Source organism: Streptomyces sp. YIM 130001 (genome assembly GCF_003574445.1).
Lineage (GTDB): Bacteria > Actinomycetota > Actinomycetes > Streptomycetales > Streptomycetaceae > Streptomyces.
This window is the reverse complement of the sequence record NZ_KZ984563.1, coordinates 1-24590: the sequence shown is the minus strand read 5'-3', so window position 1 is coordinate 24590 and position 24590 is coordinate 1. Positions and strand designations below refer to the sequence as shown.

The following is a 24590-nucleotide window of genomic DNA, read 5'->3' as shown; positions in this document are numbered from 1 at the left end:
GGCCGGTGCGTCCGGTCCGGCGAGCCGCTGCTGTCGGGGCCTTCCGCAGGCCGGAGCCCTCAGTCCTTGCCGAGCAGGTCGTGCGGGAAGGCGCCTTCGGTGAACGCCTGGGCGAGATGCCCCCCGGCGAGTTCGGTGAGGCGTTCGACTCCGGCGGCCCCGAGGTGCTCGTACGGGGCCGCGTCCAGGCGGTCGGTCTCGGTCTCGATGTCACGGCGCAGCGCCACGCCCTCGTCGGTCAACTCCCCGTCGGCGCCGAGCAGTCCGCGCTCCCGCAGCCGTGCTCCGGCGTCGTCCCACTCCTCGCGGTTCCAGCCTCGGGTGTTCAGGATCCACTTCGGGGAGATGCCCTTGCCGGTGGCCGTGTGGCTGTAGAGCGCCTCGACGGGGTCGAGTCCGGCGGCGAGGAGTACGGCGAGGTGGCCGTCGCCGCGGTGCTCGCGCAACAGGGTCGCGGCGTGCCAGTACGCGAGGTGCGGCTCCTCGGGCACCGGGAGGTCGGCGTGCGCGGCGTACAGCGGCTTCGCCTGGCGGGTGCAGGCCTCGGCGGCGCGCAGTGCGAGCTCTGCGGCCTCGGCGATGGCGTCCGTGGCGAGGGCCTCGTCCCCGAACAGCCGTCGCCAGGTGCGGTCGGCGGCCCGCAGCCGCGCCGCGAGGACGGTCTCGGGGGAGGCGGTGTTCCAGACGTCCGGCACCCAGCGGGCGACCAGATCGTGCTTGAAGTTGTAGAAGGTGGCGGTCACCACACCGGGACCGACGGGGCCCATGGCCGCGGCTCGCGCCGCGAAGTAGGCGGCGCTCGGGTCCTTGATGCCGACCCCGGCCAGCTCCTCGGTCATGTCCTTGGAGAAGTAGACCATCGAGTGGAGCGGGTTGACGGCGTTGTGGCAGCGGCGTCCGGCGCGCGGGGGCAGCGAAGTCATGCCTGCACGTTACCGACTGGTTAGTACGCACGGAAGGGAGGGGCTCCCTTCCGTCGGCGGATGCCTTCTCGATGGCAGGAAAGGTGGGTTCTTCGTCATTGCGGACATCCGTGGGTCCGCGCAGAATCCAGGGCATGCAGCAATCGCCCCAGGGCACCGTCGTGGTCCTCCTCTTCGACGCCGTGCAGAGCCTCGACGTCACCGGACCCGTGGAGGTGTTCGCCGGAGCCGGGCACGCCGTCGGGGTCCCGGAGACCTACCAGGTGCGTACGGCGTCGCTCGACGGTGCGCCGGTCCGCACCTCCAGCGGACTGACCCTCGTCCCCGACCACGCCCTCGCCGACGCCCCACCCGCGCGCACACTCGTGGTGCCGGGCGGTCAGGGCACCCGGGAACCGGATCCGCGGCTCGTCGAGTGGCTGCGCCGGGAGGGCCCGCGTACCGAACGGCTCGTCTCGGTCTGCACCGGCGCGATCCTGCTCGCCCGGGCCGGTCTTCTCGACGGACGTCGGGCCACCACGCACTGGGCGTACTGCGACACGCTCGCGCGTCATCACCCGAGTATCGACGTCGACCCGGATCCGATCTACGTCAGGGACGGCCGGGTCGCGACCTCCGCCGGGGTGACGTCCGGCATCGATCTGGCTCTTGCCCTGGTCGAGGAGGACCTGGGCCGGGACGCGGCGCTGACCGTCGCACGTCATCTGGTCGTCTTCCTGCGAAGGCCGGGAAACCAGGCGCAGTTCAGCGTCCAGCTCGCGGCGCAGACCGCGCGGCGCGAGCCGTTGCGCGACGTCCAGCAGTGGATCACGGAGCATCCGGACGCCGATCTGTCCGTGGACGCGCTCGCGGCGCGCACCAGCCTGTCGCCGCGGCACTTCGCGCGCGCGTTCCGGTCGGAGACCGGCACGACACCCGGCAGATACGTCGAGCGGGTCCGCCTGGAACACGCACGCCGCCTGCTCGAGGACACCTCCTCGGGCGTGGAGGAGGTGTCGCGCGCCGCGGGCTACGGCACTCCCGAGGCGATGCGGCGCGCCTTCGTCAAGGCGCTCTCGGCGACTCCGGCGGAGTACCGGCGCCGCTTCCAGGCATCACCCGCCGCCTGACCCTCCACCTGCCGCAGTCGCCGAACCAACCCCGACAGCACCGGTCAACTCCCGAGGAACAGGAACCCACATGCAGATCGCCATCGCCCTCTACGAGCGATTCACCGCCCTCGACGCCATCGGCCCGTACCAGACGCTCGGGGCCATGCCGGGAGCCGAGGTGGTGTTCGTCGCCGAGCAGCAGGGCCCGGTGCGCGACGACAGCGGCAGGCTCGCGCTCGTCGCCGACCGTACGTTCGCCGAGGTGCCGGACCCCGACATCCTGGTCGTGCCCGGCGGCCCGGGACAGAGCGACCAGATGGAGAACGAGGCGCTCCTCGGGTGGCTGCGTGCGGCCGACGCCACCAGCACCTGGACGACGTCCGTGTGCACGGGCTCGCTCGCGCTGGCCGCCGCAGGGCTCCTGAAGGGCCGCCGCGCCACATCGCACTGGCTGGCTCTCGAGTTGCTCGCCGAACTCGGTGCCGAGGCCACGGGCCGGCGGGTCGTCTTCGACGGCAAGTACGTGACGGCGGCGGGCGTCTCCTCCGGGATCGACATGGGCCTCGCTCTGGTCGGCAGGATCGCCGGCGACGAGGCGGCCCAGTCCATCCAGCTCATGACCGAGTACGACCCGCAGCCGCCCTACGACGCCGGGTCACCGGAGAAGGCGCCCGCTCACATCGTCGAGCGTCTCCGCGGCCGTAGCCGCTTCCGGGAGGAGGCCCCGAGCTGATCGGCCGGGACCACCGATCACCGGGCCCGACGTGCGGGACGCGGCCCGCCCGTCACCGCGGAGGCGTCCAGGTGAAGCGGGGGGCCCGCCGCTCCAGGAAGGCGGCGATCCCTTCTGCCGTGTCGCCGCCGGCGCGGGCCTGTTGCGCCCAGTACGCCGAGCGGTCGACGCGGCCGTCCGCGAACTCCTTGGCCGCGGCCTGGGTCAGTTGCGAGCGTGCCCGCAGGGTCTGGGTGTACTCGGCCACGCGCGCGTCCAGTCGGCCGCCGGGCAGGAGTTCGTCCACCAGGCCGGTGCGCAGCGCCCGCGCCGAGTCGATCAACTCACCCGAGAACAGCAGGAACTTGGCGGTCGCCGGCCCCACGAGACCGGCGAGACGGGCCGTCGAGGAGGCCGGGTAGACGATCCCGAGCTTCGCGGGCGTGACGCCGAACGAGGCGCCCTCCTCGGCGAACCGCAGATCGCAGGCGGCCGCCAGCTGACACCCGCCGCCCACGCAGTACCCGCGCACCGCGGCGAGCGTCGGCTTCGGGAACGCGGCCAGCGCCTCCTCGGCCCGCACCGCGAGTTCCTGGGCGGCACCCCCCGGCCGGCCGAGCCCGGAGATGTCGGCGCCCGCGCAGAACGTTTCCCCCGCCCCTGTCAGGACCAGCGCCCGAACCGCGGGGTCGGCCGCCAGCTCGGCGAGGACCGACGGCAGCGCGGCCCACATCGCGTCCGTCATCGCATTGCGCTTCGCCGGGTGGTCGATCACCACGGTGGCGACGCCGTCCGCGATGGTGTGCCGCAGCCGCGCAGTGCCACTCGCGGCAGGTCCGGCGACGTTCTCGGTGTGCCCCATGCGCCGGATGCTATCCGCCGGTCCCGAACGTACGATCGGTGAGGGGAGTGCCGAACGGTGCGGGGGTGCCACGAGGAGGACCCGATGACCGCGTCCGCTGAATCACCCTCGAAGGAAGGCCGCGGCCTGCGCCGCAGTCTGGGCTGGCTCGCCGCACTGGGCGCGATCCTGGTCCTCGGCGGACTGCTCGGCCTGATCTACGTCGGCGTGGCCACCCTGACGTCGATGCTGCTCTTCGGCTGGCTGCTGCTCGTCGGAGGTCTCGTCGGCCTCCTGCAGGCCGTGCAGATGCGCGGCAGCAGCTTCTTCTGGCTCGGTGTGGTCGTCGCCGCGCTGAACCTCGCGGCCGGCGTCGTCGTCATCCGGCACCCGTCCGGCACCGCCGAGGCGCTGACCATGTTCGCCGCCCTGCTGTTCCTCACCGGCGGTGTGTTCCGGCTGGTGGGCAGTGCGGTGGTGCGCGGGCCGCAGTTCGGACTGACCCTGGTGCAGGGCGCGTTCGGCATCCTGCTCGGCATCCTGGTGCTCGTCGAATGGCCCAGCAGCAGCCTCTACGTGATCGGTACCTTCTTCGCGCTCGCGCTGCTCTTCGACGGTCTTGCCCTGATCGCGATGGGACTCGGCGGCCGCAGGATCGTCAGCCTGGTCGAGGACCCCGAGCGAGACCGGCTGCGTCCGGGACGTGCTTCGGCGACCCCTCCGAAGACAGCAGAAGAAGAGCAGGATCAGTCCCACAACTGACGCTGTCATACGCCAACAGTCAGAAGTCGTCGATAGTCGTCAAGTTCTGATCAGTCGCGCGGTACGGACCAGAACGTTCCCAAACTCGGTGGTGTGGCGACGATCGAGCGTGAGGGTGGCGACCGCGGGATGGACAACGGCGGCTGGGGTGACATCCCGAGCCCGCAGGCCGGAGGGAGTGTGCCCACCGACGCGCCGGCGGCGGGGCCGCTGCCGTACGAGGGCGTCTGGAGATTCAGTGCACCGGCGGTCGACGCCTCGGTGCCACAGGCCCGGCATGCGGTCCGTGACCTGCTCGCACGGCAGGGCGTTCCGGTGGGCGAGGAGATCCTCCAGGGCCTGCTCCTGATCGCCTCGGAGCTGGTGACGAACGCCGTACGCCATGCTGCCGTGCTCTCTCCGATGCTGGCCGTCGAGGTGGCCGTCGGGGCGGACTGGGTGCGGGTGTCGGTCGAGGACAGCCACCCGTACCGCCCGCGGGCGCTGGAGGCCGACCAGGGGCAGACCGGTGGCCGCGGACTGCTGCTGGTCCGCGAGATCACCCAGGAGGCGGGCGGCGCCTGCGACGCCGAACACACCGCGAGCGGCGGCAAGGTGATCTGGGCGGCCCTGCCGCTCAAACCCCGTACGCCGCCGCTCTGACCGCGGTGGGATCCGTGCCTGTCACCAGCCCGCGGCGGGCCCCGTCAGCTCCCGGACCGCAGGACGTGCCGCGTCGAGCACCGTCATGAACCAGGCCGAGAACGGCCCCTGTTCATGGCGCACGGCAAGCTCCGACGCCGTGACGAAGGCCGTCTCCGCGACCTCCAGGGGATCCGGCCGGAGCGACGACTGCACCATCCCCACGAAGAGATGGTTGAACTCCTGCTCCACCAGGCCCGAATGCGGGTCCGGATGGTTGTAGCGCACCGTGCCCGCCTCCGCCATCAGCGACGGCGAGACACCGAGCTCCTCGTAGGTACGACGGGCAGCCGCCGCGAACGGCGATTCGCCCGGGTACGGATGACCGCAGCAGGTGTTGGACCACACACCGGGGGAGTGGTACTTGGCGAGCGCCCGCTGCTGCAGCAGCAGCCGGCCGCGCTCGTCGAAGAGGAACACCGAGAACGCCCTGTGCAACCGGCCCGGTGCCTGGTGCGCGGAGAGCTTTTCGGCCGTGCCGATCGTCTTGCCGTCCTCGTCGACCAGTTCGAGCAAGATCGGCTCGTCGGTCGACTCCTGCGGTGAACCGTTCGCCGCGGTGGCTGGTGTGATCGGCATGGCCATCCTTCGCTGTGGTCTCGAACCTCAGAGCCTCCGGACCAGGGGCCGGGACGCCCCGCGCCCGTCCGGAAACACGATCACAAGTCTGCCGCACGATTCCGGCACTCCCGGCACTTCGTACCCTCCTGCATGTCCCTTCCGGCCGCCCCTCGGGGGACCGGAAGGGACACACGGCATCAGACGCCGAAGGCAGCCGGATAGTTGACCGTGCCGCGCGGCGGATGGTCCGAGCCGTCCAGCACGAGGGCCATCAGAGCCTCGTCCGGTACGTCGAAGGACACCCCGATGCCCGAGCCGGACGCCCGGGTGAAGCCGAAGCGCGGGTAGTAGGCGGGATGCCCGAGCACCACCACCAAGCGCTCACCACGCGCGCGGGCAGCCTCCAGGACCGCGTGCACGACGGCCGTGCCCGCACCCTGGTTCTGGTACTCGGGCGCGGTCGCCACCGGGGCCAGCGCCAGCGCCGGCTCCCCGCCGACCCGGCACCGGGTGAGCAGCGCGTACGCGGCGACCGAGCCGTCCGGAGCCTCGGCCACGTGACCGAGCCCGGGCAGCCAGGCCTCCGGGTCGGCGCGCAGGGCGTCGACGAGGCGCGCCTCCGTGTCGGTCTCGAAGGCCGCGGCGTTCACCGCGAACACGGCTGCCGAGTCGGCCGGCTCCTCCGGCCGCGTGGGCCAGCCGGACGGGCGCAGCACGTATCCCGCGTACCCGTACTCGCCACCGTGCTCGGCGCGCATCGCCAGCTCGGCGCGCGTGGCCGCGATCGCCTCCGGCATACCGGGATCGACCGGATCGGCCGCGTCGAGACGCTCCTGCAGCGGTCCGTAGTACGCGTGCCAGTCGGACTCCGGCTGTGCGTACGTCCCGAGCACCCGATAGCCCGCGCGCTGCGCGGCCCGGACATTCTCCTCCCGGCCGCGCAGCGGATACTGCGCGTCCCAGAAGGAGCGGGCCGCCGCGGACGGCTCCGCCGTCCACTCGCACTCGGTGAGCACCAGCGTGCCGCCGGGCGCGAGCAGCCGGCGCCACGAGCGCAGCGCCGCGTCGAAGCCGATGTTGTACGCCGAGCCCTCCGCCCAGACCAGGTCGAACGACCCGTCGGGATACGGCAGTTCGCCCATGTCGGCTCGGACGGTGCGGACGGAATCCGCCAGGCCCCGCGCCTCGGCCGCGGTCCGCAGCTCTTCGAGGAACGGCTCATGCAGGTCGACCGCGGTGACTTCCGCGCCTGCCTCGGCGGCAAGCAGCAGCGCGCTGCGGCCCGGACCGCAGCCCAGGTCGAGCACCCGCGGACGGGTCGGCAGCGGACCGGCGAGCGACAGCAGGCGACGGGTGGTGGCTTCGGAGCCGGGGCCCTGACGCGGAAGGCCGCGGTGCAGGGTGAAGAAAGCCTCGTACGAGGCGGCGTTGTCGGACAACGTGGGAAACCCTTTGAACGAGGGCTCGGGGGAGGCGTGGCCGCCGGTCAGCCGCGAGCCCGGAGAATGGGAAGTACCTGATCGCTGCGCACATCGGCGCGGAACGCGACAGTCATCAACCCACCTCCTCAGGAATCGACGGCCACCGTATCACTGTGTGTGGTCGCCGACTCCCGTGTGCTGCCCGCCGGCCAAGGCGTCGGTGACGGCGGACCGGGACCTCAGTGGCAGAGACCCGCCTCGTGCTCCGCGTGCCCGCTCGGCTCCAGCTGGAAGGTGCAGTGCTCGACGTCGAAGTGCTCCCCGAGGCAGCCCTGCAGTTCGTGCAGCATCCTCTCGTGCCCGACGCTGTCCAGTACCTCGTGGCTGACCACCACGTGCGCGGACAGCACCGGCATCCCCGAGGTGATCGTCCAGGCGTGCAGATCGTGCACGTCCTCCACGCCGGGCAGCTCGAGTATGTGCTGGCGCACCTCGTTCATGTCCACGCCCTTCGGCGCCGCCTCGAGGAGCACGTTCAGCGTCTCGCGCAGCAGCCGCACCGTACGGGGGACGATCATCAGACCGATGACGAGCGAGGCGACGGGGTCCGCGGCCTGCCAGCCGGTGATCATGATCACTGCGGCCGCGATGATCACCGTGGCGGAGCCGAGGGCGTCCGCCAGGACTTCCAGGAAGGCGCCGCGCAGGTTCAGGCTCTCCTTCTGGCCGCGCATCAGCAGGCTCAGGGATGCGATGTTCGCCACCAGGCCGATCGCGCCGAAGAGCATCGCGAGCGGGCCGTCGGTCTGCGCCGGGGTGATGAACCGCTCGATCGCCTCGTAGAGCACGTAGCCGCCGACGCCGAGGAGCAGCAGACAGTTGGCCAGTGCCGCGAGGATCTCGGCGCGGGCGTAGCCGAAGGTCCGGTTGTCCGTCGTCGGACGGTTGGCGAAGTGGATGGCGAGCAGCGCCATACCGAGCCCGACCGCGTCGGTCGCCATGTGCGCGGCGTCGGCGACCAGGGCCAGCGAGTCGGCCATCAGGCCGCCGACGATCTGGACGACCATCACGCCGAGCGTGATCGCGAGCGCCGCCCGCAGCCGCCCTTGGTACGCGGCCGACACGGTCCCGCCGGCCGCCGCACCCTGTGCGTGACCGTGGTCGTGTCCTGCCCCCATCACTTCCCCCTCGGGTCGATTCCTCCGGGGCGTACGTCTACGGACATTCCGCCCCTGTCCGGCCGGACACCAGTCGCTGCCGCCGACCTCCGACGACCTCAGTGAACTACGGGTAGGGGGTATCGGGCAACACGGTACTGAACACCGTTGTCATGTGCCCTGACCTGCGGAAATGATGCCTGGTCAGGGCGTCGGCAAGATCGCCGGGAGGGGGGCGGTGCGAGGGCGCGGTTTGTCGCGCGGAGTGGTGATCCACGATGATGGCCGCGGTTCGGCCGCCACGCAGACTGCCCTTATGGGGCCATGAACGGGCGGTGAACCGACCCTTCCCAACATCCGATAACCTCTGCCGACATGCCGCCAGGGCCAGGGCCGAACTCGTCCCTGAGGCCCTCGCATGCCGTCCGGTGCGCCGACCAGGCGCCCGGCCCCTCAAGGAGTGAGTTCGTCTGTCGACCGCCATCCTCACCGGCTCTCCGGTCCCCGGATCGTCGCTCGAGGGCGACCTGGGCGACCTCGGCTTCCAGGTGCGGACCGCTGCCTCGGCCGCCGAGGCGGGTGAACTGCTCGCGGCGGTGCCCGCCGGTGAACGGGTCGCCCTCGTCGACCCCGGCTTCGTCGGTCACGTGCACGCGCTGCGGCTCGCCCTGACCGACCCGCGCTTCCCGGCGGGGGCGGTGCCGGGCGCGCTCTCCGTGCAGCCCGCCGCCCGCCGGACCCTGCTGCGCGCCGTGGGTGAGGCGAGCGGTGACGCGCTCGCCGTGGATTCCGTCGCCGACCGCATCGACGTCGAACTCACGGCCGAGGGTTCGCAGCTGTACCGCCCCGAGCTCGGCTCCCTGGTCGCCACCGTGCCCGCCGGGCCCGAGCAACGCGACGAGGCGGCGAGCGCCGTCGCCGCCGTCGACGACGAGGCCGTGCGACTGCGCACCGCGGTCAAGTCCCGCGACGGCTTCTTCACCACGTACTGCATCAGCCCGTACTCCCGCTACATCGCCCGCTCGTGCGCGCGCCGCGGGCTCACCCCGAACCAGGTCACCACCGCCTCGCTGATCACCGCCCTGATCGCGGCCGGCTGCGCGGCCACCGGCACCCGCGGCGGCTTCGTCGCCGCCGGTGTACTGCTCCTCTTCTCCTTCGTCCTGGACTGCACGGACGGGCAGCTCGCCCGCTACTCGCTGCAGTACTCGACGCTCGGCGCCTGGCTGGACGCCACGTTCGACCGGGCCAAGGAGTACGCCTACTACGCGGGCCTCGCCCTCGGCGCAGCTCGCGGCGGGGACGACGTCTGGGCCCTGGCTCTCGGCGCGATGGTGCTGCAGATCTGCCGGCACGTCGTCGACTTCTCGTTCAACGAGGCGCACGCCGACAGCATCGTCGCGAACGCCAACACCAGCCCCACCGCGGCGCTCTCGGGCCGCCTCGACAGCGTCGGATGGACCGTCTGGCTGCGCCGGATGATCATCCTGCCGATCGGTGAACGCTGGGCCCTGATCGCCGTACTGACCGCGCTCACAACGCCGCGCATCACCTTCTACGTCCTCTTGATCGGCTGCGCCTTCGCCGCCTGCTACACCACCGCGGGCCGCGTCCTGCGCTCCCTGACCCGCCGTGCCGGGCGCACCGACCGAGCCGCGCAGGCACTCGCCGATCTGGCCGACAGCGGACCGCTCGCCACCGTGATCGCGCGCTTCGGCCGCGGGGTCCCCGCGGTCAAGTTGCTGCCGCCCGTCCTCGCCCTGGCCGGCGGCGCGATCGTGGTCGGCTGTGCCTTCGCTGACGACGCGCTCACGCTCGTGATCGGCGCGGTCCTGTACGTCCTGCTCGCCTCGCTCGCGGTGGCCCGCCCGCTGAAGGGCCCGCTGGACTGGCTGGTGCCGCCGTTCTTCCGCGCCGCCGAGTACGGCACGATCCTCGTGCTGGCCGCCAGGGCCGAGGTGAACGGTGCCTTGCCCGCGGCTTTCGGGCTGGTGGCCGCGGTCGCCTACCATCACTACGACACGGTGTACCGCATTCGCGGCGGCACCGGCGCGCCTCCGCACTGGCTCGTGCGGGTCATCGGCGGACACGAAGGCAGGACGCTGGTGGTCGCGATCGCCGCAGCCGTGCTGTCCGCACAAGGTTTCACCGTCACGCTCACGGCTCTCGCCGTGGCCGTGGCACTCGTGGTGCTCTTCGAGAGCATCCGCTTCTGGGTCAGCGCCGGCAAACGTGGCGCCCCCGCCGTACACGATGAAGGAGAACCCGCATGATCGGCCTCGTCCTTGCGGCAGGCGCCGGACGGCGTCTGCGTCCCTACACGGACACCCTGCCCAAGGCTCTGGTGCCCGTCGACGGTGACACCACCATCCTCGACCTGACCCTCGGCAACTTCGCCGAGATCGGCCTGACCGAGGTCGCGATCATCGTCGGCTACCGCAAGGAGGCCGTGTACGAGCGCAAGGCGGCCCTCGAGGCGAAGTACGGCCTCAAGCTGACGCTCATCGACAACGACAAGGCCGAGGAGTGGAACAACGCCTACTCCCTGTGGTGCGGCCGTGACGCCATCAAGCACGACGTGATCCTCGCGAACGGCGACACCGTGCACCCCGTCTCCGTCGAGAAGACCCTGCTCGCCGCCCGCGGCAACGGCCAGAAGATCATCCTCGCGCTCGACACGGTGAAGCAGCTCGCCGACGAGGAGATGAAGGTCGTCGCGGACGCCGACAAGGGCGTCCAGAAGATCACCAAGCTGATGGACCCCTCCGAGGCCACCGGCGAGTACATCGGCGTCACCCTGATCGAGGGCTCCGCCGCCGACGAGCTCGCCGACGCCCTGAAGACCACCTTCGAGCGCGACCCCGACCTCTACTACGAGGACGGCTACCAGGAGCTCGTGAACCGCGGCTTCAAGATCGACTTCGCGCCGATCGGCGACATCAAGTGGGTCGAGATCGACAACCACGACGACCTGGCCAAGGGGCGGGAGATCGCGTGCCAGTACTGACGAGGCTCATTCCCTCGCCGGTCGTCGTCGACATCCGGTCCGGTGCGCTGGAGGACTTGGGCACGATCCTGTCCGACCAGCGCATCGCGCCGACCGGTCGCCTGGCCTTCGCGATCAGCGGCGGCTCGGGGCTGGCCCTGCGGGAGCGCTTCGCTCCCGCGCTGCCGGACGCCGACTGGTTCACCGGCGCCGACGGCACCATCGACGGTGCCGTCAAGCTGGCCGACTCGATAAAGAAGGGCGGCCGCTACGACGCGGTGGTGGCCCTCGGCGGCGGCAAGATCGTCGACTGCGCGAAGTACGCCGCAGCGCGGGTCGGTCTGCCGCTGGTCGCCGTGGCCACGAACCTCGCCAACGACGGCCTGTGCTCGCCGGTCGCCACCCTCGACAACGACGCGGGCCGGGGCTCCTACGGAGTGCCGAACCCGATCGGGATCGTCATCGACCTCGACGTCATCCGCGAGGCGCCGCCGGAGTTCATCCGGGCCGGCATCGGCGACGTGATCTGCAAGATCTCCGCTGTCGCCGACTGGGAACTGTCCCAGCGCGAGACCGGCGAGAAGGTCGACGGCCTGGCCGCCGCGATGGCCCGACAGGCCGCCGAGGCTGTCCTTCGCCACCCGGGCTCCATCCGGGACGACGCCTTCCTCACCACCCTCGCCGAGGCCCTGGTGCTCTGCGGGATGTCGATGTCCGTGGCCGGTGACAGCCGTCCGGCGTCGGGCGCCTGCCACGAGATCAGCCACGCCTTCGACCTGCTGTTCCCGAAGCGCAATGCGCCGCACGGCGACCAGTGCGGCTTCGGCGGCGCGTTCGCCACGTTCCTGCGCGGTGACATCGCCACCGCACAGCACATGGCCGAGACGCTGCGCAGGCACCAACTGCCGGTGCTCCCGGGGGAGATGGGCTTCAGCGACGCGGACCTGCACGAGGCCGTGGCGTTCGCCCCGCAGACCCGGCCCGGCCGCTACACGATCCTCGAGCACCTCGACCTGTCCGCCGACCAGATCAGGGACGCATACGCCGACTATGCAAAAGCCATCGGTAGCTGAACTCCGGCCGGTCGTTCACCCTCCGGGGGTGAAGGACCGGCGGAGCGGCGAGCACTGGGCCGGCCGGCTCTACATGCGCGAGGTCTCCCTCCGCATCGACCGCCACCTGGTGAACACGCGGATCACCGCGAACCAGCTGACCTACCTGATGACCGTCGCCGGTGCCCTGGCCGCCCCGGCACTCCTGGTGCCGGGCATCTGGGGCGCCGTCCTCGGCGTCGTCATGGTGCAGCTGTACCTGCTCCTCGACTGTGTGGACGGCGAGGTCGCCCGCTGGAAGAAGCAGTTCTCGCTGTCCGGCGTCTACCTCGACCGGGTCGCCGCGTACCTGTGCGACGCGGCCGTCCTCCTCGGCTTCGGCCTGCGGGCCGCGGATCTGTGGGGTGAGGGCCGGATCGACTGGCTCTGGGCCTTCCTCGGCACCCTCGCCGCACTCGGCGCCGTACTGATCAAGGCCGAGACCGACCTCGTCGGCGTGGCCCGGCACCAGGGCGGGCTTCCGCCGGTCAAGGAGTCGGCCGCCGAGCCGCGCTCCTCCGGGATGGCGCTCGCCCGCAAGGCGGCGGCCGCGCTCAAGTTCCACCGGCTGATCCAGGGCGTCGAGGCCTCGTTCCTCATCGTGGTCCTCGCGATCGTGGACCAGATCCGGGACGACCTGTTCTTCACCCGGCTCGGCGTCGCCGTGGTCGCGGGTGTCGCGCTGCTGCAGACGGTGCTCCACCTCGTGTCCGTCCTCGTCTCGAGCAGGCTCAAGTGACTACGTCCACGGAATCCCTCAAGGCCGGCGCGGTCATCATCACGATGGGCAACCGCCGCGACGAACTGCGCGCCCTCATCGACTCGGTCGCCAAGCAGGAGGGCGACCCGGTCGAGGTGGTCGTCGTCGGCAACGGCTCCCCGGTCCCTGACGTTCCCGAGGGCGTACGGACCGTCGAGCTCCCCGAGAACCTCGGCATCCCCGGCGGCCGCAACGTCGGCATCGAGGCGTTCCGCGACGAGGCCGGTACCGGCTACACCGTCGACATCCTGCTCTTCCTGGACGACGACGGCCTGCTGCCGAACACCGACACCGCCCGGCTCTGCCGCGAGGCCTTCGCCGGGGACCCCGAGCTCGGCATCGTCAGCTTCCGCATCGCCGACCCGGACACCGGCGTCACCCAGCGCCGGCACGTCCCGCGCCTGCGTGCGGCCGACCCGATGCGCAGTTCCCGGGTCACCACTTTCCTCGGCGGCGCGAACGCGGTGCGTTCCACGGTGATCGCCCAGGTCGGCGGCCTCCCGGACGACTTCTTCTACGCACACGAGGAGACCGACCTCGCCTGGCGGGCCCTCGACGCCGGCTGGCAGATCGACTACCGGGCGGACATGGTCCTGTACCACCCGACCACCGCACCGTCCCGGCACGCGGTCTACCACCGCATGGTCGCCCGCAACCGGGTCTGGCTCGCCCGCCGCAATCTCCCCGCCCCCCTGGTCCCCGTCTACCTCGGGGTCTGGATGCTGCTCACCCTGGCCAGGCGCCCCTCGCGCCCCGCACTCAAGGCCTGGTTCGGCGGCTTCAAGGAAGGCTGGACGACGCCCTGCGGCCCCAGGCGACCCATGAAGTGGCGTACGGTATGGCGGCTGACCCGACTGGGCCGGCCCCCCGTCATCTGACAAGCTCGTGTCGACAAGCATTCGGGCCGTGACCCCGGGCTCTTGTCCGAGGCTGCGTGCGTGATCCGGTTTGCGCTTTTATGAGGACGAAAGTTTCCACTTGTGAGTGAGACAACGCATGACGGGGGTGTCGCGGTGAGTGCCCCACCGTCGCCCGACGACGGGCTGACCAGGGCCGAGCTCGCCGCCAAGTACGGCCTGTCCCAGAGCGGCGCCCGGCCCGGTCTTTTCGAGTACGTCCGGCAGCTGTGGGGACGGCGGCACTTCATCCTGGCCTTCTCGCAGGCCAAGCTGACCGCGCAGTACAGCCAGGCGAAGCTCGGCCAGCTCTGGCAGGTGGTGACGCCGCTGTTGAACGCGGCGGTCTACTTCTTCATCTTCGGACTGCTCCTCGACGCGAGGAGAGGCATTCCGACCGACATCTACGTGCCGTTCCTGGTCACCGGCGTCTTCGTCTTCACCTTCACCCAGAGCTCGGTCATGGCGGGTGTACGCGCGATCTCGGGCAACCTGGGCCTGGTCAGAGCGCTGCACTTCCCACGGGCCTCGCTGCCGATCTCGTTCGCACTGCAGCAGTTGCAGCAGCTGCTGTTCTCGATGGTCGTGCTCGTGGTGATCATGCTGGGCTTCGGGATCTTCCCCGCCTGGTCCTGGCTCCTGGTGGTGCCGGCCCTCATCCTGCAGTTCGTCTTCAATACCGGCCTCGCCCTGATCTTCGCCCGCCTCGGCAGCAAGACTCCGGACCTCGCGCAGCTCATGCCGTTCGTGATGCGCACGTGGATGTACGCCTCGGGCGTCATGTTCAGCATCCCGGCGATGCTGGCCGACAAGGACGTGCCTGGCTGGGTCAGCGACGTTCTGCAGTGGAATCCCGCCGCGGTCTACATGGACCTGATCCGCTTCGCGCTGATCGACGACTACACCTACGACAGGTACTTGCCGTCGCATGTGTGGGCGTTCGCCGTCGGCTGGGCCGTCGTCGCGGGCGTCATCGGCTTCATCTACTTCTGGAAGGCAGAGGAGAAGTACGGCCGTGGCTGACGACAAGATCACCGACAGGGCGCACGTACCCACCGTGATCGCGGACGAACTGCACATCGTCTACCGCGTGAACGGCACCAAGACGGGCAAGGGCAGCGCCACATCGGCCCTCAGCCGCATCGTCAAGCGCGGCGAGGAGCGCGGCGTACGCAAGGTGCACGCGGTCAAGGGGGTCTCCTTCACCTCCTACCGCGGCGAGGCCATCGGCCTCATCGGTTCCAACGGCTCCGGCAAGTCCACGCTCCTGCGCGCCATCGCCGGCCTGCTCCCCGCCGAGAAGGGCAAGGTCTACACCGATGGCCAGCCCTCGCTGCTCGGCGTGAACGCGGCCCTGATGAACGACCTCACCGGCGAGCGGAACGTCATACTCGGCGGGCTCGCGATGGGCATGTCCCGCGAGCAGATCAAGGCGCGCTACCAGGACATCGTCGACTTCTCGGGGATCAACGAGAAGGGCGACTTCATCACCCTGCCGATGCGCACCTATTCGTCCGGCATGGCCGCCCGCCTGCGCTTCTCCATCGCGGCGGCCAAGGACCACGACGTCCTCATGATCGACGAGGCCCTCGCCACCGGAGACCGCAAGTTCCAGAAGCGTTCCGAGGCCCGGATCCGGGAGCTGCGCAAGGAGGCCGGCACGGTCTTCCTGGTCAGCCACAACAACAAGTCGATCCGGGACACCTGCGACCGCGTCCTGTGGCTGGAGCGCGGCGAACTGCGCATGGACGGCCCGACCGAAGAGGTCCTCAAGGAGTACGAGAAGTTCACCTCGAAGTAGCGGTGAACCTTGCTATCGGCCCCGTCGGCAGAGCCCGGCGGGGCCGAAGCATGCAACGCGCTTCTGTCGGTTCGGGGGTCAACTCGTGTATAGGGAAGGAATGTTGACGCGAATCAGTGCGTTGTGGAGAAGCGCGGTACACCCCGGCAAACCGCCCGTGCCTGTACAACGTAAGCTGGACCGGGCGGCGGCGTGTCCGAAATGGGATGCATTGGGTCCGCAGTGTAGAACGGGAGATGTGACGGCGATGGCTACGGAAGACTCCCAGGTCCGAGGGGCCTCAGCCGTTCCCGTACGAGGCAGCGCCCGGTGACGGGCGGCCGGGTGACCAGCCCCGGCGCCCCCGCGCGGGCGACCCTGGACAAGGCTGCCGACGAGAACTTCCCCGTCGCCCCCTTCTTCCTGCCCCGAGCCTGGCGTGCCGATCTGATGGCGGTCTACGGCTACTGCCGTCTGGTCGACGACATCGGTGACGGCGACCTCGCCCCCGGCGGCGCCGACGCCCGTGCGCTCGGCGTGGACCCCGACGAGGCATGCGACCGGCTCGTGATGCTCGACGCCTTCGAGACCGACCTGGGGCGCGTCTTCGGTTCCGGCGACCCCCGCCATCCGCTGCTGCGCAGGCTGCAGCCCACCGTCCGCCGCCACCGCCTGACACCGGACCCCTTCACCGGCCTGATCGAGGCCAATCGTCAGGACCAGTCGGTGCGCCGCTACGCGACCTACGACGACCTCCTCGCGTACTGCGAACTGTCGGCGAACCCGGTCGGCCGCCTCGTCCTCGCCATCACCGGCACCACCAGCCCCGAACGGGTCCGCCGCTCGGACGCCGTCTGCAGCGGACTCCAGATCGTCGAGCACCTGCAGGACGTCGCGGAGGACCTGGCGCAGGACCGTATCTACCTGCCGGCCGAGGACATGTTGCGCTTCGGGGTGAGCGAGGACGATCTGGCTGCGCCGAGCGCCGGCGCATCGGTGCGCGCACTGGTCGCCTTCGAGGCGGAACGCGCCCGCGGACTCCTGAATGAGGGCACCTCGCTCGTGGGTAGCGTGCAGGGCAGGCTCCGGCTGCTGCTCGCCGGGTTCGTCGCCGGGGGGCGTGCGGCGCTGCGGGCGGTCGAGGCCGCGGAATTCGACGTACTTCAGGGACCGCCCAAGCCCACCAAGCCGCGGTTGCTGCGCGAGGTGGGCGCGACCCTGAGAGGAGAGGGGTGAGCCGCACCGTGGGAGACACCGAGGAACACCAGGAGATGCCGGCGCCGGTGCGCGCGGCGTACAGCTACTGCGAGGCCGTCACGGGACAGCAGGCGCGCAACTTCGCGTACGGCATCAGGCTGCTGCCGGCTCCGAAGCGGCAGGCGATGTCGGCGCTCTACGCGTTCTCGCGCAGGGTCGACGACATCGGCGACGGGCCGCTCGAGCCCGAGGTGAAGCACGCCCGGCTCCAGGACACCAGGAGCCTGCTCGGCCGGATCCGGGACGGAGCGGTCGACGAGGACGACACCGACCCGGTCGCGGTGGCGCTCGCGCACGCTGCACAGACGTTCCCGGTGCCGCTCGGCGGGCTGGACGAGCTCATCGACGGCGTCCTGATGGACGTGACCGGAGAGACCTACGAGACCTGGGACGACCTCAAGGTCTACTGCCGCTGTGTGGCCGGGGCCATCGGCAGGCTCTCGCTGGGGGTGTTCGGCACCGAACCCGGCGCACGGCAGGCCGAGCGCGCCCCGGAGTACGCCGACACTCTCGGTCTCGCGCTGCAACTCACCAACATCCTGCGCGATGTGCGCGAGGACGCCGAAGAAGGCCGCACGTACCTGCCTGCCGACGACCTCGCGAAGTTCGGCTGCTCGGCCGGTTTCGCCTCCTCCGAGCCCCCGGCGGGCGCCGACTTCGCCGGGCTCGTGCACTTCGAGGTGCGGCGGGCCCGAGCGCTGTTCGCCGAGGGCTACCGGCTGCTACCGATGCTCGACCGGCGCAGCGGCGCCTGCGTCGCAGCGATGGCCGGGATCTACCGCCGCCTCCTCGACCGCATCGAGCGCGACCCGGAGGCCGTGCTGCGCGGCCGCGTCTCGCTGCCCGGCCGGGAGAAGGCCTACGTCGCCGTACGAGGACTCTCCGGTCTTGACGCACGACACGTCTCCCGGCAGAGCGCCAGGAGGCGTACGTGATGCGCACTCCCGCCCACCCGTCCACGGGGCGAGGAGAAACCATCCGGCGCCGGGCAACCCCGGCGCGCGGCCTTGCGTCACTGACTGCGGTGACCTTCCGCGCGTGCACCGGCGGCAGGTCGGAAGGGGAGGGCGCATGACCATGTACGACATGCCGCCCGACCGGCAGGGCACGGAATCGGACGGCCGCCCCGACGGGGCGGCCGCGGTGGTCGTCGGTGGCGGACTCGCCGGAATCACCGCCGCGCTCGCGCTGGCCGACGCGGGGCTGCGGGTGACCCTGCTCGAGGGGCGGCCGCGCCTCGGCGGGCTCGCGTTCTCGTTCCGCCGCGGCGATCTGACCGTGGACAACGGCCAGCACGTCTACCTGCGTTGCTGCACGGCGTATCGCTGGTTCCTCGACCGGATCGACGGCGCTGACCTCGCACCGCTGCAGGAGCGCCTCGACGTACCCGTCCTCGACGCCGACCGGAACCGGCTCGGGCGGCTGCGCCGCAGCGAGCTCCCCGTGCCGCTGCATCTCGCGTCGAGCCTGGTCCGGTACCCGCACCTGTCGCTGCTCGAGCGGGCCGCCGTGGGCCGGGCCGCACTCGCCCTGAAGGGGCTCGACCTCGCCGACCCCGCCCTCGACGAGCAGAACTTCGGCCGTTGGCTGGCCCGGCACGGGCAGTCGCCGCGAGCGGTCGAGGCACTCTGGGACCTGGTCGGCGTCGCCACCCTGAACGCCACCGCGGACGACGCCTCCCTCGCCCTTGCCGCCATGGTCTTCAAGACCGGACTGCTCAGCGAGCCAGGCGCCGCCGACATCGGCTGGGCTCGCGTCCCGCTCGGCGACCTCCACGACACCCTCGCGCGCAAGGCACTCGACAAGGCCGGAGTCCGCGTCGAGACCCGCACCAGGGTCAGCGCTCTGAGCCGAACCGACGGCGGTGGCTGGAGCGTCGAGACGGACCGCGAGCGCCTGGACGCCGGATCCGTCGTACTCGCCGTACCGCAACAGGAAGCGCACGCCCTGCTGCCCGAGGGGTCCCTCGACCACCCGGACGCGCTCCTCGGCATCGGCACCGCCCCGATCCTCAACCTGCATGTCGTCTACGACCGCAAGGTGCTCAAGCGCCCCTTCTTCGCGGCGCTCGGCAGCCCCGTGCAGTGGGTCTTCGACCGTACGGCGGCCTCCGGTCTGACCGGCCGCGGACAGTACCTCGCCGTCTCCCAGTCGGTCGCGCAGGACGAGATCGACGCACCCGTGGCGGCACTCAGAGAGCGCTATCTGCCCGAGCTGGAGCGGCTTCTTCCGGCCGCACGCGGCGCGGGCGTACGGGACTTCTTCGTGACACGGGAGCGTACGGCGACCTTCGCGCCGACCCCGGGGGTCGGCCGGCTCAGGCCCGGTGCCCGGACCCGTACACCCGGCCTCTACCTGGCCGGAGCGTGGACCGCCACGGGCTGGCCCGCGACCATGGAGAGCGCCGTCCGTAGCGGCACCCAGGCCGCAGAGGCCGCGCTCACCACGCTCGGGCGCCCCAGGAACCGACTGTTCCGGGAGGCCGCATGAGCAGCACCAGAACTGGAACCAGAGGAGAGACTGTGCCGACTGTGCCCTCGGCCGAATCGGCTGCCACCCCCGCAGGGAGCACCGACGTGCCCGCGCTGCTGGAGCGCGGGCGGACCTTGGCCACGCCGGTGCTGCGCGCGGCCGTGGACCGGCTCGCGCCGCCCATGGACACGGTCGCCGCCTACCACTTCGGGTGGATCGACGCGGAGGGACGGCCCTCCGACGGCGACGGCGGCAAGGCCGTACGCCCGGCCCTCGCCCTGCTCTCCGCCGAGGTGGCCGGAGCCCCGCCGCAGACCGGTGTCCCCGGTGCGGTGGCGGTGGAGTTGGTGCACAACTTCTCGCTGCTGCACGACGACCTGATGGACGGTGACGAGCAGCGCCGGCACCGCGACACCGTATGGAAGGTGCACGGGCCCGCGCAGGCGATCCTCGTCGGGGACGCGCTGTTCGCCCTCGCCAACGAAGTACTCCTCGAACTCGGCACCGTCGAGGCGGGCCGCGCCGCCCGCCGGCTGACCGCCGCCACCCGCGGACTCATCGACGGCCAGGCTCAGGACATCAGCTACGAGCACCGCGAGCGCGTCACCGTCGAGGAATGCCTGGAGATGGAGGGCAACAAGACGGGCGCGCTGCTCGCCTGCGCGGCCTCCATCGGCGCGGTGCTCGGCGGCGCCGACGACCGTACCGCCGACGTCCTCGAGCGTTACGGCTACCACCTCGGACTCGCCTTTCAGGCCATCGACGACCTGCTCGGCATCTGGGGTGACCCGGAGGCGACGGGCAAGCAGACCTGGAGCGATCTGCGCCAACGCAAGAAATCCCTGCCGGTCGTCGCCGCGCTCGCGGCGGACGGGCCCGCATCCGAGCAGCTCGGTGAGCTGCTCGCCCAGGACGCCAAGAGCAGCGACTTCGAGAACTTCTCGGAGGAGGAGTTCGCCGCTCGCGCCGCGCTGATCGAAGAGGCGGGCGGCCGCGACTGGACCGCTGCCGAGGCGCGGCGCCAGCACACCACCGCGGTCGAGGCTCTCGACGAGATCGACATGCCCGAACAGGTGCGGGCGCGTTTCGTCGCGCTCGCCGACTTCGTCGTCGTACGGAAGAGATGATGGCCACCAACTCCATATGACTCGCAGTCGCCGGCCGGTGCGCGGTACGCGCATCAGGGCGCTCCACGCACCGGCCGACGGCATACCCCAGCACAGCAGAAGTCGAACTGCACGAAGGGGAAGCCATGACAGCGACGACCGACGGAAGCACTGGAGCGGTACCGCCCCACGCACCCTCGGCCAAGGAATCCGGCGAGGCACGCCCCGCGCTCGACGCGGCGCAGCGGGCGACGGCTCTCGCCACCGACTTTCTGCTCTCCCGCCAGGACGCTCAGGGCTGGTGGAAGGGCGACCTCGACACCAACGTCACCATGGACGCGGAGGACCTGCTCCTGCGTCAGTTCCTCGGCATCAGGGACGAGCGCACCACGCAGGCCGCCGCCCTGTTCATCCGCGGCGAGCAGCGCGACGACGGAACCTGGGCGACCTTCCACCGCGGCCCGGGTGAGCTCTCCACCACCATCGAGGGGTACGTGGCCCTGCGGCTCGCCGGTGACGCGCCGGACGACCCGCACATGGCGAAGGCGGCGGAGTGGATCAGGGCCAAGGGCGGGATCGCCAGGAGCCGGGTCTTCACCCGGATCTGGCTCGCTCTGTTCGGCTGGTGGAAGTGGGACGACCTGCCTGAACTGCCGCCGGAACTCATCTACTTCCCCAAGTGGTTCCCGCTCAACATCTACGACTTCGGCTGCTGGGCGCGGCAGACGATCGTGCCGCTCACCGTCGTCTCGGCCAAGCGTCCGGTGCGTCCCGCGCCGTTCCCGCTGGACGAACTGCACACCGATCCCGCCGTACCCAACCCGCCGCAGCCGCTCGCGCCGGTGGCCAGTTGGGACGGCGTCTTCCAACGCCTCGACAGGGCCCTGCACACGTACCACAAGGTCGCGGTGCCCGGACTGCGCAAGGCCGCGATGCGGTCCGCGGCCCGGTGGATCGTGGAACGCCAGGAGAACGACGGCTGTTGGGGCGGAATCCAGCCTCCGGCCGTGTACTCGGTGATCGCGCTGCACCTGCTCGGCTACGACCTGGACCACCCGGTACTGCGGGCCGGACTCGAGTCGCTCGACCGGTTCGCGATCTGGCGCGAGGACGGCGCCCGGATGATCGAGGCCTGTCAGTCCCCGGTCTGGGACACCTGCCTGGCGACGATCGCGCTCGCCGACGCCGGCGTGCCGGCCGACCATCCGCAGCTGATCAGGGCGGCCGACTGGATGCTCGCGGAGCAGATCGTACGTCCGGGGGACTGGTCGGTGCGCAGACCCCAACTACCGCCCGGAGGCTGGGCGTTCGAGTTCCACAACGACAACTACCCCGACATGGACGACACCGCGGAGGTGGTCCTGGCGCTGCGCCGGGTGGCGCACCCCGACCAGAAGCGCCTCGATGCGGCGATCGAGCGGGGCGTGCGCTGGAACGTCGGCATGCAGTCCAAGAACGGAGCCTGGGGAGCCTTCGACGTCGACAACACCAGCGGCTTCCCGAACCGGCTGCCGTTCTGCGACTTCGGCGAGGTCATCGACCCGCCATCGGCGGACGTCACCGGCCACGTCGTCGAGATGCTCGCCTACGAGGGCCGGGCGCACGAGCCCGCCGCCCGGCGCGGCATCGAGTGGCTGCTCGCCGAACAGGAGCCGAACGGGGCCTGGTTCGGGCGTTGGGGGGTCAACTACCTCTACGGCACCGGGTCCGTGGTGCCGGCCCTGACCGCAGCGGGTCTGCCGGCCTCGCACCCGGCGATCCGCCGCGCCGTCAACTGGCTGGAGTCGACGCAGAACGACGACGGCGGCTGGGGTGAGGACCTGCGCAGCTACGTCGACGCCGCCTGGGTGGCCCGCGGCGAGTCCACCGCGTCGCAGACCGGCTGGGCACTCCTTGCCATGCTCGCCGCGGGGGAGCAGGAGTCGAAAGCGGTGGAGCGGGGCGTGGCCTGGCTGGCCGAGACCCAGAATCCGGACGGCACCTGGGAGGAGCCGTACTTCACCGGCACCGGCTTCCCGTGGGACTTCTCCATCAACTACCACCTCTACCGCCAGGTCTTCCCGCTCACCGCACTGGGCCGATACGTCCGCGGGACCGGCCACGAGGGGGCTTGATGGGCGCGACCCAGGGGCCGACTCCGCTGCTCGTCGCCTGTGCACTGGGTATCGAGCGGCTGGCCCTGCGCGCCCGCGAGCGTAGCGGCGAGGGGGTGCCCGTCACCGTGCTGCGCACCGGGATGGGCCCGAAGGCAGCCGAGCGTGCCGTCACCCGGGCGCTCGGTGGCTCCGCCCTGCGGGACGCGGCGGTCATCGCCACCGGGTTCTGCGCGGGGCTCGCCCCCGGCATGCACCCGGGCGACCTGGTCGTCGCCGAGGAAACGCGCGATCCGCACGGCGCCGTCCGCTGCGAGGCCACCGACGTGCTGGTGAAACAGCTGGTCGCAGCCTTGCCCGAGCGCACCGTGCACACCGGTCCGATGACCGGGTCCGACCATGTGGTGCGCGGTCACGAGCGGGCAGCGCTGCTCGCGGACGGCGCCATCGCGGTCGACATGGAGTCGGCGGCGACGCTTCGGACGGCTGTGCGGTCGGGGCCACGCCCGGTTGCGGCCGTACGGGTGGTCGTGGACGCTCCAGAACATGAACTGGTCCGTATCGGCACGGTGCGCGGTGGAATATCAGCATTCCGCGTTCTTCGTTCGGTACTTCCCGCTTTCTATGAATGGCACCGTTCTTTGCTGCTCCCCAGGAGGTGAGCGAGATATGGCTATGCCGATCCGCCAGACCGTCAAGGTCGCCACGTATCTCTTTGAACAGAAGCTCCGCAAGCGGGAGAAGTTCCCGCTCATCGTCGAGCTGGAACCGCTCTTCGCCTGCAACCTCGCGTGCGAGGGCTGCGGGAAGATCCAGCACCCGGCAGGTGTCCTGAAGCAGCGCATGCCGGTCGCCCAGGCCGTCGGGGCGGTGCTCGAATCCGGCGCACCGATGGTGTCCATCGCCGGCGGCGAACCGCTGATGCACCCTCAGATCGACGAGATCGTGCGGCAGTTGGTGGCGAAGAGGAAGTACGTCTTCCTGTGCACCAACGCGATGCTGATGCGCAAGAAGATGGACAAGTTCAAGCCGTCCCCGTACTTCGCGTTCGCCGTCCACATCGACGGTCTGCGTGAGCGGCACGACGAGTCCGTCGCCAAGGAAGGGGTGTTCGACGAGGCGGTCGAGGCGATCAAGGAGGCCAAGCGGCGCGGCTTCCGCGTCACCACCAACTCGACGTTCTTCAACACCGACACCCCTCAGACGATCATCGAGGTCCTCAACTACCTCAATGACGACCTGGAGGTGGACGAGATGATGATCTCGCCCGCCTACGCCTACGAAAAGGCGCCCGACCAGGACCACTTCCTGGGTGTCGACCAGACCAGGGAACTGTTCAAGAAGGCCTTCGCGGGCGGCAATCGGCGCCGTTGGCGGTTGAACCACTCGCCGCTGTTCCTCGACTTCCTCGAGGGGAAGGCCGACTTCCCGTGCACCGCCTGGGCGATCCCCAACTACTCGCTGTTCGGCTGGCAGCGGCCCTGCTATCTGATGAGCGACGGCTACGTGCCGACGTACCGCGAGCTCATCGAAGAAACCGACTGGGACAAGTACGGCCGGGGCAAGGACCCGCGCTGCGACAACTGCATGGCGCACTGCGGTTACGAACCGACCGCCGTGCTCGCGACCATGGGGTCGCTCAAGGAGTCGCTGCGGGCGGCCCGCGAAACCGTCTCCGGGAACCGAGGCTGAGGCCATGAGTGGCCAACCTGTCCCCCTGGGTCTGCCCGGCGTCCCCGCCGAACCCGTTGCCGAGCGGCGTCGCTCGCGGCAGATCCAGGTGGGTTCGGTCGCGGTGGGTGGCGACGCCCCGGTGTCGGTGCAGTCGATGACGACGACGCGTACGTCGGACATCGGCCCGACGCTGCAGCAGATCGCGGAGTTGACGGCGTCGGGCTGTCAGATCGTGCGTGTGGCGTGTCCGACGCAGGATGACGCCGACGCGCTGTCGGTGATCGCGAAGAAGTCGCAGATTCCGGTGATCGCGGATATTCACTTTC

Annotated in this window: 24 protein-coding genes; 19 read left to right on the top strand and 5 right to left on the bottom strand. The window is 70.7% G+C overall.

Features of this window, described 5'->3' with window-relative positions:
- Positions 1-59 precede the first annotated feature (59 nt).
- Positions 60-923 (bottom strand): SCO6745 family protein, encoded by an 864-nt coding sequence (locus DSC45_RS25835; protein ID WP_119294350.1) that lies wholly within the window; start codon positions 921-923, stop codon positions 60-62.
- A gap of 134 nt (positions 924-1057) precedes the next feature.
- Between DSC45_RS25835 and DSC45_RS25830 the strand changes: the two genes are divergently transcribed.
- Complete coding sequence (locus tag DSC45_RS25830) at positions 1058-2032, top strand: GlxA family transcriptional regulator (RefSeq protein ID WP_119294349.1); 975 nt, start codon at positions 1058-1060, stop codon at positions 2030-2032.
- Between the two features lie 70 nt (positions 2033-2102).
- A complete protein-coding gene (locus DSC45_RS25825) occupies positions 2103-2747 on the top strand; it encodes a DJ-1/PfpI family protein (RefSeq protein WP_119294348.1) in 645 nt (214 codons plus the stop codon).
- Between the two features lie 52 nt (positions 2748-2799).
- Here the strand turns inward: DSC45_RS25825 and DSC45_RS25820 are convergent, their stop codons facing one another.
- Positions 2800-3588: an enoyl-CoA hydratase/isomerase family protein gene (locus tag DSC45_RS25820; protein WP_119294347.1), complete on the bottom strand. Its 789-nt coding sequence runs from the start codon at positions 3586-3588 to the stop codon at positions 2800-2802.
- Between the two features lie 84 nt (positions 3589-3672).
- On the opposite strand from DSC45_RS25820, the gene DSC45_RS25815 reads away from it, so the two are divergent.
- Together DSC45_RS25815 and DSC45_RS25810 are read left to right on the top strand one after the other, a co-directional pair.
- Positions 3673-4329, top strand: coding sequence for an HdeD family acid-resistance protein (locus DSC45_RS25815; protein ID WP_119294346.1), 657 nt, complete (start codon positions 3673-3675; stop codon positions 4327-4329).
- A 129-nt stretch (positions 4330-4458) separates the two neighbouring features.
- A complete protein-coding gene (locus DSC45_RS25810; RefSeq protein ID WP_119294497.1) occupies positions 4459-4971 on the top strand; it encodes an ATP-binding protein in 513 nt (170 codons plus the stop codon).
- Positions 4972-4992: 21 nt separating this feature from the next.
- Here DSC45_RS25810 and idi read toward each other — a convergent pair whose 3' ends face one another.
- The 3 genes from idi to DSC45_RS25795 form a co-directional block, all read right to left on the bottom strand.
- Positions 4993-5589: an isopentenyl-diphosphate Delta-isomerase gene (gene idi, locus DSC45_RS25805; RefSeq protein ID WP_119294345.1), complete on the bottom strand. Its 597-nt coding sequence runs from the start codon at positions 5587-5589 to the stop codon at positions 4993-4995.
- Positions 5590-5768: 179 nt separating this feature from the next.
- On the bottom strand, positions 5769-7010 hold the full coding sequence (locus DSC45_RS25800) for a bifunctional class I SAM-dependent methyltransferase/N-acetyltransferase (protein ID WP_119294344.1): 1242 nt from the start codon (positions 7008-7010) through the stop codon (positions 5769-5771).
- Positions 7011-7231: 221 nt separating this feature from the next.
- Positions 7232-8170: a cation diffusion facilitator family transporter gene (locus DSC45_RS25795; protein WP_119294343.1), complete on the bottom strand. Its 939-nt coding sequence runs from the start codon at positions 8168-8170 to the stop codon at positions 7232-7234.
- Between the two features lie 449 nt (positions 8171-8619).
- Between DSC45_RS25795 and DSC45_RS25790 the strand changes: the two genes are divergently transcribed.
- From DSC45_RS25790 to DSC45_RS25720, 15 genes are all read left to right on the top strand, one after another.
- Complete coding sequence (locus DSC45_RS25790) at positions 8620-10422, top strand: DUF5941 domain-containing protein (RefSeq protein WP_119294342.1); 1803 nt, start codon at positions 8620-8622, stop codon at positions 10420-10422.
- The gene (locus DSC45_RS25785; protein ID WP_119294341.1) at positions 10419-11156 is read left to right on the top strand and encodes a phosphocholine cytidylyltransferase family protein; all 738 of its coding nucleotides are present in this window, start codon (positions 10419-10421) and stop codon (positions 11154-11156) included. Before DSC45_RS25790 ends, DSC45_RS25785 begins: the two co-directional genes overlap by 4 nt.
- Positions 11144-12208 (top strand): iron-containing alcohol dehydrogenase family protein, encoded by a 1065-nt coding sequence (locus DSC45_RS25780; RefSeq protein WP_119294340.1) that lies wholly within the window; start codon positions 11144-11146, stop codon positions 12206-12208. The genes DSC45_RS25785 and DSC45_RS25780 overlap by 13 nt, the downstream gene beginning before the upstream one ends.
- On the top strand, positions 12186-12965 hold the full coding sequence (locus tag DSC45_RS25775; protein WP_119294339.1) for a CDP-alcohol phosphatidyltransferase family protein: 780 nt from the start codon (positions 12186-12188) through the stop codon (positions 12963-12965). Before DSC45_RS25780 ends, DSC45_RS25775 begins: the two co-directional genes overlap by 23 nt.
- The gene (locus DSC45_RS25770; RefSeq protein WP_119294338.1) at positions 12962-13864 is read left to right on the top strand and encodes a glycosyltransferase family 2 protein; all 903 of its coding nucleotides are present in this window, start codon (positions 12962-12964) and stop codon (positions 13862-13864) included. Before DSC45_RS25775 ends, DSC45_RS25770 begins: the two co-directional genes overlap by 4 nt.
- Positions 13865-13966: 102 nt before the next feature.
- Complete coding sequence (locus tag DSC45_RS25765; protein WP_119294337.1) at positions 13967-14905, top strand: ABC transporter permease; 939 nt, start codon at positions 13967-13969, stop codon at positions 14903-14905.
- On the top strand, positions 14898-15683 hold the full coding sequence (locus tag DSC45_RS25760; RefSeq protein WP_119294336.1) for an ABC transporter ATP-binding protein: 786 nt from the start codon (positions 14898-14900) through the stop codon (positions 15681-15683). Before DSC45_RS25765 ends, DSC45_RS25760 begins: the two co-directional genes overlap by 8 nt.
- Positions 15684-16007: 324 nt before the next feature.
- The gene (hpnC, locus tag DSC45_RS25755; protein ID WP_240434851.1) at positions 16008-16898 is read left to right on the top strand and encodes a squalene synthase HpnC; all 891 of its coding nucleotides are present in this window, start codon (positions 16008-16010) and stop codon (positions 16896-16898) included.
- A 35-nt stretch (positions 16899-16933) separates the two neighbouring features.
- Positions 16934-17854: a presqualene diphosphate synthase HpnD gene (gene hpnD, locus DSC45_RS25750; protein ID WP_119294496.1), complete on the top strand. Its 921-nt coding sequence runs from the start codon at positions 16934-16936 to the stop codon at positions 17852-17854.
- Positions 17855-18005: 151 nt separating this feature from the next.
- A complete protein-coding gene (gene hpnE, locus DSC45_RS25745; RefSeq protein ID WP_205571436.1) occupies positions 18006-19409 on the top strand; it encodes a hydroxysqualene dehydroxylase HpnE in 1404 nt (467 codons plus the stop codon).
- On the top strand, positions 19406-20518 hold the full coding sequence (locus DSC45_RS25740) for a polyprenyl synthetase family protein (protein WP_119294334.1): 1113 nt from the start codon (positions 19406-19408) through the stop codon (positions 20516-20518). The genes hpnE and DSC45_RS25740 overlap by 4 nt, the downstream gene beginning before the upstream one ends.
- A gap of 125 nt (positions 20519-20643) precedes the next feature.
- Positions 20644-22611 carry a squalene--hopene cyclase gene (gene shc / locus DSC45_RS25735; RefSeq protein WP_119294333.1) on the top strand — a complete coding sequence of 656 codons (1968 nt, stop codon included), beginning with the start codon at positions 20644-20646 and terminating at the stop codon, positions 22609-22611.
- Positions 22611-23252, top strand: coding sequence for a phosphorylase family protein (locus tag DSC45_RS25730; RefSeq protein WP_119294332.1), 642 nt, complete (start codon positions 22611-22613; stop codon positions 23250-23252). The genes shc and DSC45_RS25730 overlap by 1 nt, the downstream gene beginning before the upstream one ends.
- Before the next feature lie 7 nt (positions 23253-23259).
- Positions 23260-24282 carry an adenosyl-hopene transferase HpnH gene (hpnH, locus tag DSC45_RS25725; RefSeq protein ID WP_119294331.1) on the top strand — a complete coding sequence of 341 codons (1023 nt, stop codon included), beginning with the start codon at positions 23260-23262 and terminating at the stop codon, positions 24280-24282.
- Positions 24283-24286: 4 nt separating this feature from the next.
- A partial coding sequence (locus DSC45_RS25720) for a flavodoxin-dependent (E)-4-hydroxy-3-methylbut-2-enyl-diphosphate synthase (RefSeq protein ID WP_162929351.1) occupies positions 24287-24590 on the top strand: 304 nt, incomplete at its 3' end.

Bases quoted from the DNA above. Each gene is read 5' to 3' on its own strand.
- DSC45_RS25835 (WP_119294350.1), bottom strand. From the start codon at position 923: ATGACTTCGCTGCCCCCGCGCGCCGGACGCCGCTGCCACAACGCCGTC.
- DSC45_RS25830 (WP_119294349.1), top strand. From the start codon at position 1,058: ATGCAGCAATCGCCCCAGGGCACCGTCGTGGTCCTCCTCTTCGACGCC.
- DSC45_RS25825 (WP_119294348.1), top strand. From the start codon at position 2,103: ATGCAGATCGCCATCGCCCTCTACGAGCGATTCACCGCCCTCGACGCC.
- DSC45_RS25820 (WP_119294347.1), bottom strand. From the start codon at position 3,588: ATGGGGCACACCGAGAACGTCGCCGGACCTGCCGCGAGTGGCACTGCG.
- DSC45_RS25815 (WP_119294346.1), top strand. From the start codon at position 3,673: ATGACCGCGTCCGCTGAATCACCCTCGAAGGAAGGCCGCGGCCTGCGC.
- DSC45_RS25810 (WP_119294497.1), top strand. From the start codon at position 4,459: ATGGACAACGGCGGCTGGGGTGACATCCCGAGCCCGCAGGCCGGAGGG.
- idi (WP_119294345.1), bottom strand. From the start codon at position 5,589: ATGCCGATCACACCAGCCACCGCGGCGAACGGTTCACCGCAGGAGTCG.
- DSC45_RS25795 (WP_119294343.1), bottom strand. From the start codon at position 8,170: ATGGGGGCAGGACACGACCACGGTCACGCACAGGGTGCGGCGGCCGGC.
- DSC45_RS25785 (WP_119294341.1), top strand. From the start codon at position 10,419: ATGATCGGCCTCGTCCTTGCGGCAGGCGCCGGACGGCGTCTGCGTCCC.
- DSC45_RS25775 (WP_119294339.1), top strand. From the start codon at position 12,186: ATGCAAAAGCCATCGGTAGCTGAACTCCGGCCGGTCGTTCACCCTCCG.
- hpnD (WP_119294496.1), top strand. From the start codon at position 16,934: ATGCCGGCGCCGGTGCGCGCGGCGTACAGCTACTGCGAGGCCGTCACG.
- hpnE (WP_205571436.1), top strand. From the start codon at position 18,006: ATGCCGCCCGACCGGCAGGGCACGGAATCGGACGGCCGCCCCGACGGG.
- DSC45_RS25740 (WP_119294334.1), top strand. From the start codon at position 19,406: ATGAGCAGCACCAGAACTGGAACCAGAGGAGAGACTGTGCCGACTGTG.
- shc (WP_119294333.1), top strand. From the start codon at position 20,644: ATGACAGCGACGACCGACGGAAGCACTGGAGCGGTACCGCCCCACGCA.
- DSC45_RS25730 (WP_119294332.1), top strand. From the start codon at position 22,611: ATGGGCGCGACCCAGGGGCCGACTCCGCTGCTCGTCGCCTGTGCACTG.
- hpnH (WP_119294331.1), top strand. From the start codon at position 23,260: ATGGCTATGCCGATCCGCCAGACCGTCAAGGTCGCCACGTATCTCTTT.